The 10,167-nt window shown below is 36.7% G+C and carries 8 protein-coding genes and 1 tRNA gene; 1 reads left to right on the top strand and 8 read right to left on the bottom strand.

Annotation, left to right across the window (positions count from 1 at the left end; genetic code table 11):
- Positions 1-243 precede the first annotated feature (243 nt).
- The 7 genes from eno to clpP form a co-directional block, all read right to left on the bottom strand.
- Entirely contained in the window at positions 244-1,545 is a 1,302-nt protein-coding gene (gene eno / locus CJ191_RS08770) for a phosphopyruvate hydratase (protein WP_070468289.1), read from the bottom strand.
- Between the two features lie 92 nt (positions 1,546-1,637).
- Entirely contained in the window at positions 1,638-3,170 is a 1,533-nt protein-coding gene (gene gpmI / locus CJ191_RS08765) for a 2,3-bisphosphoglycerate-independent phosphoglycerate mutase (RefSeq protein ID WP_102199539.1), read from the bottom strand.
- A gap of 3 nt (positions 3,171-3,173) precedes the next feature.
- Positions 3,174-3,926: a triose-phosphate isomerase gene (gene tpiA, locus CJ191_RS08760; RefSeq protein ID WP_102199538.1), complete on the bottom strand. Its 753-nt coding sequence runs from the start codon at positions 3,924-3,926 to the stop codon at positions 3,174-3,176.
- A gap of 49 nt (positions 3,927-3,975) precedes the next feature.
- On the bottom strand, positions 3,976-5,169 hold the full coding sequence (locus tag CJ191_RS08755; protein ID WP_070468295.1) for a phosphoglycerate kinase: 1,194 nt from the start codon (positions 5,167-5,169) through the stop codon (positions 3,976-3,978).
- 101 nt (positions 5,170-5,270) lie between these two features.
- The gene (gene gap, locus CJ191_RS08750; protein WP_070468298.1) at positions 5,271-6,284 is read right to left on the bottom strand and encodes a type I glyceraldehyde-3-phosphate dehydrogenase; all 1,014 of its coding nucleotides are present in this window, start codon (positions 6,282-6,284) and stop codon (positions 5,271-5,273) included.
- Positions 6,285-6,321: 37 nt separating this feature from the next.
- Entirely contained in the window at positions 6,322-7,359 is a 1,038-nt protein-coding gene (locus tag CJ191_RS08745; RefSeq protein WP_102199537.1) for a sugar-binding transcriptional regulator, read from the bottom strand.
- 303 nt (positions 7,360-7,662) lie between these two features.
- On the bottom strand, positions 7,663-8,259 hold the full coding sequence (gene clpP / locus CJ191_RS08740; protein ID WP_070468302.1) for an ATP-dependent Clp endopeptidase proteolytic subunit ClpP: 597 nt from the start codon (positions 8,257-8,259) through the stop codon (positions 7,663-7,665).
- Between the two features lie 298 nt (positions 8,260-8,557).
- Between clpP and CJ191_RS08735 the strand changes: the two genes are divergently transcribed.
- Positions 8,558-8,629: transfer RNA gene (locus CJ191_RS08735), tRNA-Arg, on the top strand.
- Between the two features lie 248 nt (positions 8,630-8,877).
- Here the strand turns inward: CJ191_RS08735 and CJ191_RS08730 are convergent.
- On the bottom strand, positions 8,878-9,720 hold the full coding sequence (locus CJ191_RS08730; RefSeq protein WP_070468304.1) for a cell wall hydrolase: 843 nt from the start codon (positions 9,718-9,720) through the stop codon (positions 8,878-8,880).
- Positions 9,721-10,167: the final 447 nt, after the last annotated feature.

The following is a 10,167-nucleotide window of genomic DNA, read 5'->3' as shown; positions in this document are numbered from 1 at the left end:
AAAAGGGCCATGCTTATCTTGTAAATAAACATGACCCCTCCTTTATTAAAAACTTAATTAAAAAAATAACTGTGATTATTTATTTTTGGTCACCAACACTATTTGACACAGAACCGTAAGTTCTTGCAGTCGGTATTGATTCAATTTATGCAACACAGAACCAAATAAAAAAGCACAGATACTCGTGTACCTGTGCTTAGATGTTAACTGTCTGAATATTCAAAAGTGATAAGCTAATTTAAATTATTTGTTTTCTAAGTTGTAGAAAGCGTTTAGCCCTTGGTATTCAGCTAATTCGCCTAATTCATCTTCGATACGTAATAATTGGTTGTATTTTGCCATACGGTCAGTACGTGATAATGAACCAGTTTTGATTTGACCAGCATTAGTTGCTACAGCGATATCAGAGATTGTTGAATCTTCTGTTTCACCAGAGCGGTGAGATACTACGGCTGTGTAGTTTGCACGTTTAGCCATTTCAATAGCGTTGAATGTCTCAGTTAAAGTACCAATTTGGTTAACTTTAATTAAGATTGAGTTACCAACGTGGTTAGTAATACCGCGTTCTAAAATTTCAGTGTTTGTTACGAATAAGTCGTCACCAACTAATTGTACTTTTTCACCTAATTTTTCAGTTAGTAATGCCCATCCATCCCAGTCATTTTCGTCCATACCATCTTCGATAGTAATGATTGGGTATTTAGCAACTAATTCTTCTAAGAAAGCAACTTGTTCTTCAGCGTTACGTTTAGCTCCGCCTTCACCTTCGAATTTAGCGTAGTTGTATACGCCATCTTCGTAGAATTCTGAAGAAGCACAGTCGAAACCTAAGAACATGTCTTCACCTGGTTTGTAACCAGCAGCTTCAATTGCTTGAATAATAGTTTCAACAGCATCTTCTGTTCCCTCAAAACGAGGCGCAAATCCACCTTCATCACCAACAGCAGTCTCTAAACCACGATCAGATAAGATTTTTTTCAATGCGTGGAATGTTTCAGCACCCCAACGTAAAGCTTCTTTGAATGAAGAAGCACCAGCTGGAATAATCATAAATTCTTGGAAAGCGATAGGTGCATCAGAGTGAGAACCACCGTTAACAATATTCATCATTGGTGTTGGTAATACTTTTGCATTGAAACCACCTAAGTAGTTGTATAACGGGATGTTTAATTCATCCGCAGCAGCGCGAGCAGCAGCAATTGAAACTGCCAAGATAGCGTTAGCACCCAATTTACCTTTGTTTGCTGTACCATCTAATTCAATCATAGCAGCATCAATACCGATTTGATCAGTTACGTCAAGTCCGATAATTGCATCCGCGATAGCATTGTTCACGTTGTTTACAGCGTTTTGAACACCTTTACCTAAGTAACGTTCTTTATCACCGTCACGTAATTCAACAGCTTCGTGTTCACCAGTTGAAGCACCTGAAGGAACGATTCCGCGACCAAATCCTCCAGCTTCAGTGTAAACTTCAGCTTCTACGGTAGGGTTACCACGTGAGTCCAAGACTTCGCGTGCATAAATATCAGTAATTACAGACATAATTTCTCTCCTTTAAATTCAAAATAATTTTTAAATTTGTTACATTCATATTATACCATACCCACTAATGAGTAGGTATAGATATTCATTGTTTAGTGCTTAATTAAGCTTTCTCCAGTCATTTCAGCTGGTTGATCAATATTTAATAAATCTAACATTGTTGGTGCAACGTCAGCTAGGCGACCATCTGTACGTAATTCAATACCTTTTTCAGTCACAATTAGTGGCACAGGTACTGTTGTATGCGCGGTATTAGGTGAACCATCTTCGTTTAATTCTGTTTCCGCATTTCCGTGGTCAGCAAAGATTATTGCTTTTCCGTTTTTAGCTAATAAGGCATCAACTACACGACCTAAACATTCATCAACAGCTTCAATTGCTTTAATAGTAGGTTCTAACATACCTGAGTGACCTACCATATCTGGGTTAGCAAAGTTTAAGATAATTGCATCTTGACGATCATTTTCAATCTCATCAACTAATGCATCTGTTACTTCATAAGCAGACATTTCCGGTTTCAAATCGTAAGTCGCAACTTTAGGTGAATTGATCAATATACGTTTCTCGCCTTCAAACTCATCGTTTGTTCCACCATTCATAAAGAATGTTACGTGTGGATATTTTTCAGTTTCAGCAATACGTAATTGGTTTAGACCGTTATCAGATAACACTTGCCCTAGTACATTTTTCAATGCAATTGGTTTGAATGCAATATCAGCAGGAATTGTATCTTTATATTTAGTCATAGATACAAATTTCACATTTGTTGGCACATTACCACGATCAAAGTTGTCCCACTCATTTGCAGTTACAGCATCTGAAAGTTGGATAGCACGGTCTGGGCGGAAGTTTGCAAAGATAATTGCATCATTATCTTCTACCTGGCCTACTGGTTTGCCATTAGCATCAACAATTAAAGTAGGCACTACGAACTCATCAGTTACATCTTCAGCATAGTTAGCTTTAACAACTTCAATTGCGTCTTCACCAGTTTCGCCTTTAGCATTAAAGATGACATCGTAAGCCTTTTGTACACGTTCCCAGCGATTATCACGGTCCATAGCATAGTAACGTCCTGAAACTGAAGCAATTTGACCTAAGTTCTCTTCAGCCATTACTTTTTCAAGCGATTCAATGTATCCTGGCGCTGCATGTGGATCAACATCACGTCCGTCTAGGAAAGCATGAAGGTATAATTTTTTAACACCTTTAGCTTTAGCATCTTTAATCAATGCTTCAATATGACGTAAGTGGCTATGTACCCCACCATCAGATAATAATCCAAAGATATGCAAAGCAGATTGGTTATCAGTTACGTGAGAATAAGCACCATTCAATGCTTCATTTTCAGCAAACTCTCCATCTTCTATAGCTTTGTCAATTCGAGTTAGGCTTTGGTATACAATACGGCCAGCACCAATATTTGTATGGCCAACTTCAGAGTTACCCATTTGTCCATCAGGTAGCCCTACGTCTAACCCAGAAGCTTTCATTGTAGCGTGTGGAAATTCATTCCAGTAACGGTCAAAGTTTGGTTTATTTGCTTGTGCTACAGCATTACCATATGATTCTTCTCTCCAACCGAATCCATCTAAGATAATAATAGCTACGGGTGATTTAAACATGTGTTATTTACCTCCATTTAATAATGCGATGTAAGAAGTAACATCAAGACTAGCTCCTCCTACGAGCGCACCGTCAACATCCTCTTTGTCAAGTAATTCAGCAATATTTCCAGGTTTTACAGAACCACCATATAAAATACGTGTTTGGTCAGCGGCTTCTTTACCAGCGATTTCGAATAATAAATCACGAATGTGCGCTGACATGTCTTGAGCATCCTCAGCAGAAGCAGTTTTACCAGTACCGATTGCCCAAATTGGTTCATATGCAATGACAGCTTGAGCGATCTGATCAGCAGTTAAACCTTCTAGAGCAGCACGAATTTGTCCGCTAACCCATTCTTTTTCTTGCCCAGCTTCACGAGTTTCTAATGTTTCACCACAGCAAATAATTGGTGTCATGTTGTGGCTAAAAATGCTTGCTGCTTTTTTACGCACATCTTCATCAGTTTCGCCAAATAATTCACGACGCTCTGAATGTCCGATAATAACGTACGGTACACCCAACGCTTCTAAAGCAAGTGGAGAAATTTCACCAGTGAAAGCACCTTCATCTTCAAAGTGTACATTTTGTGCACCGATTTGAATGTTAGTACCTTCTACTTCTTCAATCAATTTCTCAATGTAGATTGCAGGTGGTGCGATTAAAGTTTCAGCTTCTGTTTTAGGAAAACCTTCCTTAAGTGCAGCAATGAATTCATGAGCCTCAGCAGCGGTTTTATTCATTTTCCAGTTACCAGCGATTAATGTCTTACGCATATATTAAAAACTCCTTTACGAAAAGTTTTACTCAATTTATTTACGTCAATTATTTGTTCGCAATTGCAGCGATACCAGGTAATTCTTTACCTTCTAAGAATTCTAATGATGCCCCACCACCAGTAGAAATGTGTGAGAACTTATCGGCTAATCCTAATTGGTATGCAGCAGCCGCTGAATCTCCACCACCGATGATAGTAGTAGCATCTGTTAAATTAGCGATAGCTTCACCAACACCATTTGTACCTTTAGCAAAGCTTGGCATTTCGAATACACCCATTGGGCCATTCCAAACAACCGTTTTAGCATCAGCAACTTGTGATGCATAGTATTCAACAGTTTTAGGACCTACATCTAATGATTGCCAATCTGATGGGATACCATCTGCGTCAACAACGTCAGTATTTGCATCATTATCAAAAGCATCTGCAACAACAAAGTCAACAGGTAATACTAAACGATCACCAGCACGTGCCATTAAGTCTTTCGCTAATGGAATCTTGTCTTCTTCTAATAGAGAACCACCAACTTCGTAACCTTGAGCTTTCATGAAGGTATAAGCCATACCACCACCGATTAAAACTTTATCAGCTTTATTTAGTAATGATTCAATTACACTAATTTTATCAGAAACTTTCGCGCCACCTAAGATTGCAACGAATGGTCGTTTTGGCTCATTAACTGCATCGCCTAAGAACTGAATTTCTTTCTCCATTAAGAAACCAGCAACAGCCTCGATATTATTTGAAATGCCAACATTAGATGCATGCTCACGGTGAGCAGTACCGAATGCATCATTAACGAATACATCTCCTAATGAAGCCCAGTATTTACCTAATTCCGGATCATTCTTGCTTTCCTTTTTACCGTCTACATCTTCGAAACGAGTGTTTTCGAACATTAAGACTTCACCATCTTTTAGATTGGCAATCGCATCTTCTAATTCTTGACCACGAGTTTGTGCTACAAAAGTAACTTCTCTACCTAATTTTTCAGATAAACGTTCTGCAACCGGGCGTAAAGATTTAGAAGCTTTATCTTCTTCAGTTTTTACTTTACCAAGATGAGAGAATAATACTAAACGTCCACCTTGCTCAAGAATATACTCAATAGTTGGTAAAGCTTGAACAATACGGTTGTCATCAGTAATATTTAGGTCTTTGTCCATTGGAACGTTAAAGTCAGCACGTTCTAGAACAACTTTACCTTTTAAATCAATATCTTTTACAGTTTTCTTAGCCATTAAAATAGCACTCCTTATCTTAAGTTGTTAATCAATAAAAAAGGGCAGGAAGCGCGAAGCTTCCCGCCCAAATTCAACTGATTTTACTTTTAAACAACTAATTATTGTTTAGCAGCAAAGAATTCGATTAAGCGTACGAATTGAGAAACGAAACCAGCTTCGTTGTCGTACCATGCAACAGTTTTAACTAATTGGCCATCTTCAGATTCGATAACTTTAGTTTGAGTTGCGTCGAAGATTGAACCAGCTGGAACACCAACGATATCAGAAGATACAATTTCATCAGTGTTGTATAAGAATGATGGATTAGCATATTTTTCCATAGCAGCATTTACTTCTTCAGCTGTTACTTCTTTGTCTAAAACTGAGTAGAATTCAGTCATTGAACCAGTAACGATTGGAATACGGATAGCAGTACCATCAACTTTACCGTTAACAGAAGGGATAACGCGACCTACAGCTTTAGCTGCACCAGTAGATGCTGGAATAGCGTTTTCTGCAGCAGCACGACCATTACGGAAGTTACCTTTTTTACCGTTTGGTGCATCTTGTAATGATTGTGTAGAAGTGTAAGCATGGATTGTTGACATTAAACCATGTTTGATACCAAATTCTTTTTCTAACACGTTAACTACAGGAGCTAAACAGTTAGTAGTACATGAAGCACCTGAGATAATTGTGTCTTCAGCGTCAATGATATCTTCATTTACACCGTAAACAATTGTTTTAGTTTCAGCATCAGCAGGAGCTGAGATGATAACTTTTTTAGCACCAGCATTGATGTGTGCTTGAGATTTTTCTTTTGTAGCGTAGAAACCAGTACATTCTAGAACGATATCAACACCTAAGTCACCCCAAGGTAAATCGTTTGCATCACGTTCAGAGTATACTGTGATTTCTTTACCATCGATAGAAATACCATTTTCTGTAGTTTCGATATCGTGGTTGAAAGTACCATGAGCAGTATCATATTTTAATAGGTAAGCTAAGAATTCGTTGTCTGTTAAATCGTTGATTGCCACGATTTCTACATTTGATTCATTTTCTTCCCAGATACGACGTAAAGTTAAACGACCGATACGACCAAAACCGTTAATTGCTAATTTAATTGCCATACTACAAAATTCCTCCTTAATGGAATACAAAATTATTTTAATGGGATTCCCCATTTAAAACCATATTTGAGGCACCTTGATCAGTTATAATGACTAACTGCTTAGGTGCGAGTTTTGCAAAAGCTTTTATTGCTTCTGCTTTTACACTGCCTCCAGCGATAAGAATTGGCAAATCGATCTCTGCCAAGTCTTCTAGTTGAAGACCTATTCTAGGGATTCGGTGAACAATTTTACCTTCTTTATCGAAGAAACACCCAAACACTTCCCCTACAGCGTGGTTACTCTTAATCTTAGAAGAACTCTCTGAATCAAGTCCCCTACGCTTTGCCATAATTTTAGCATTACCAACACTGAAAAGCAAAATGTTAGCCTCTTTTAATCGTTTTAAAGTTGATTGAATTACTGGATCATTCATTAAAGCCATATTTGCAACCTCAGATAGGTTCTCAGGTGCGTATAAAGAAATGTTATGTCCATGCAATTTTTGAGCTAAAATATCACTAATCGTATTAGCTTGAGTTGCTGAAGCATCTCCTATTCCTCCTCTAGCTGCAACCACGGTAAAGTGTTTGTCAGCTGAAGGCGCTAATTGAACATGTTCGCTAACCTCTAGCATAGTCGAACCACCCGTAACAGCAATCGTATGATTACCGCTAGGCAGTTTTTTGTCCAAGTATTTTGAAACTTGTAGACCCATTTCAAACAATATATGTTGATCTTGATCTATGTCTCCTGAAACAATTCGAGCATCTGCTATGTTGAGCACATCAGCCAAGTACTGTTCTTGTAGGTGAATTTCATTTGTATCACGCCACAACTCTTGACCTGTAGCAATTGCTCTTTCTCCTTTTGAAGTAATAGTCATACCAGCAGGAGATGATTCAATGAGATTTTGTTGTTTCAAAACATCTGTAATTGTACGTAATGGTCTTTCCGTGATTCCTAGCTTTTCAGCTAGTCCCTTACGACCAATAGGACCATCTTTGAAAATCCTTTGTAAAACTGAGATTCTATCAAAATAGGTCTTTTGAACTTCTGGAACTACTTCGGTAATACTTTTAAATAATTCGTCCATAGTCCCCACTTTCCTAGTACAAATACACAGAGTAAAAAAGAGTTGGACTTATTTAGTCCGGGATGTCTTTTTTTGACCACCTTGCAGTAAAAAAATAAGATTCCAAAGAACCAAACCTCTTTACACGATTATGATACCAATAAATTTATCCGCTTGCAAGCTTTTGAAGACTTTTATTGTCAGGTCCCATAATCAATATAATAATTACTGATAACCTATCTTCTTTTTATGAAAGGAAGAAACCAAATATAACAAAAAAGAAGTAGGTACTAGCCCCACTTCCTTTTCTATTTAATTGAAAGTTTATTTTTCAAGTTCATCGTTTTTAGTCATGATTTGGTCTAATAAACCGTACTCTAAAGCTTCATCAGCCGTTAACCAATTATCACGGTCTGTATCACGTTCGATTACTTCAACTGGTTGACCAGTCATTTCAGAATACAAGCGATTCATTTTTTCCTTAGTTTTTAAGATGTGGCGTGCTGCAATTTCAATTTCAGTTGCCTGTCCTTGTGCGCCACCTAATGGTTGGTGAATTAAGATTTCAGCATTCGGTAATGCATATCGTTTACCCTTAGTTCCTGCCGCTGCTAGGAATGAGCCCATTGATGCTGCCATCCCCATAATAATTGTTTGTACATCAGCATGTACAAATTGCATTGTATCGTAAATCGCCATACCAGAAGTGATTGATCCACCTGGTGAATTGATGTATAGGTAGATATCTTTATCTGGATCTTGTGCATCTAGGAATAATAATTGTGCAATAATTGAGTTAGCTAGGTCATCATTTACCTCTCCACTCAACATAATAATACGGTCTTTTAATAAGCGAGAGTATATATCGTAAGCACGTTCACCGCGAGATGATTGTTCAATAACTGTAGGTACTAAATTCATTTAAATATCCTCCTTTTAAACTTGTATATATGTATTATACCTTTATGGTCAAAATTGGTCAACAAATAAAACTCCATTAATTTACGTAATTATTCTAGCATAAACTTATCTTCTTACCCAACAGGCAAACTCAAAAGCTCATTAGCTCATAAGCGTTAATTTAGTGCTCTAAGGTGCCCTAATACCGCATTTATAATAGTAGCTTTGCTGCATTTCTATATTTAAAGTTCACTTGTATTCATCTGAAAACTAGGCTATAATAATTCTGTTATGGTTAATGTTGATCTTAAGACCATTTGCGCCTATAGTGTAATGGATATCACATAAGATTCCGGTTCTTATAATGGGGGTTCGATTCCCTCTAGGCGTGTTCAAATGAAGAATTTATTAAGTTGTTGTTTCTATGAACAGCAGCTTTTTTTGTGTCTTTATATTATAAATTTATTCATCATCTCTCTTTTAGATATTTATACTCTCTTTTATCTCTTCACATTGTGTATTTTTATTATTCTATTGAAATTTAAACGAACAAATATTTTTTACTATTAATCTTATGAAAAATAATAAAAAAACCGGGAGAATCTCCCGATTTTTCCGTCTATTGTATTTTATTTTTTATTAGAAGAATACGTTAGTCACACCATCGCCTGAAGCACGGAATGATTCAGCTGATGTCGTTACACCATTTGTTAATACATCATTTACAGCTCGGTAAGTTTCATCAGAAACTGTTGCTCCTGCAGCCATACCATTTGAAACAACTTCAAATTGGCCTGGTGCGTTAACTACTGATAAGAATGAAGTACCACCCCAATTGCCTGAATTTGCACGGTTAACAATTACTGAAAATACTGCTGCTTTTTCAGAATAGCTTGGACCCGCTTCGCTCTCAACTACTTGTAATACCTGGTAAGGAATCTCTGAAGCTGCTGAATATGAAGATGTTGAAGTTGTAGATACTGCTTGAGTTGTTTCTTTTGCTTCATAAGAAGCTGTTTCTACAGATGCTACTTCTTCCGTTTCTTCTACTTCAAATGCAACTGGTTCAACACTTGCTTCTTCAACTGTTTCAGTTTTCTCAACAGTTTCTTCTTCTACTTTATAAGTATCTTTTTTATTGTTTGTATCTTCAATAACAACTTCATTAACCTCACCTTCATCATTTTTAGTAAATGAAATAGAATTAGATGGGAAAATTAAATTGGCATTTTCAATTTCATTGATTTGTACTAGTGTATTCACGTCAACACCTGCTGCACTAGCGATTACTGATAAAGTATCGCCATATACTACTGTATACTCAGAAGTTGATTCATCAATTGCTTGCATATCAGCTGAAACTTCTTCGACACTACGTGCAGTCCATTCTGCTGCTTTCGCTTCTTCAGTGTTAAATCCTGCTGTCGCAAATAATGCTGACAATGCAAATGTTGTTCCTAGAATCATTTTGTTAAATTTCATGTTAAATAAAACTCCTTATTTAGCTATTACTTAGCTATTTATTTAGCCACTGTTTCGACTACATGCAATATACTACACGGTGTGGATTCAAAAGGAAACCCTATAACCCCATTCGTTAAGGGGCTTTAAATGGAGTGAAATGTTTTGTAATTTTTAATATTTTCGTCTCAATTATTACAAATCAACATTTTTCCTATTATGATAACTTTTACAGCACTTTCATAAATCATTGCATATTTTAATAAGTTATAATTGTGACATTGTATGTAACAATTATTATTTGAAAAATAAGTATTTTATTCAAGTTAAAAGTCCCTATAATCGTCTTTTTACTACTATTTAACAGATTTCGGTTCTATGATAAATAGTGTTGGTGGGAAATTCTTAGGAATTTCCGCCAGCACTATTTTTGGGTATACAAAAAGGCCATGAAATCCTAAAATAAAG

This window comes from Aerococcus viridans (assembly GCF_002871935.1).
Lineage (GTDB): Bacteria > Bacillota > Bacilli > Lactobacillales > Aerococcaceae > Aerococcus > Aerococcus viridans_B.
The sequence above is the reverse complement of the archived record's forward strand: the minus strand, read 5'-3'. Positions and strand labels throughout refer to the sequence as shown.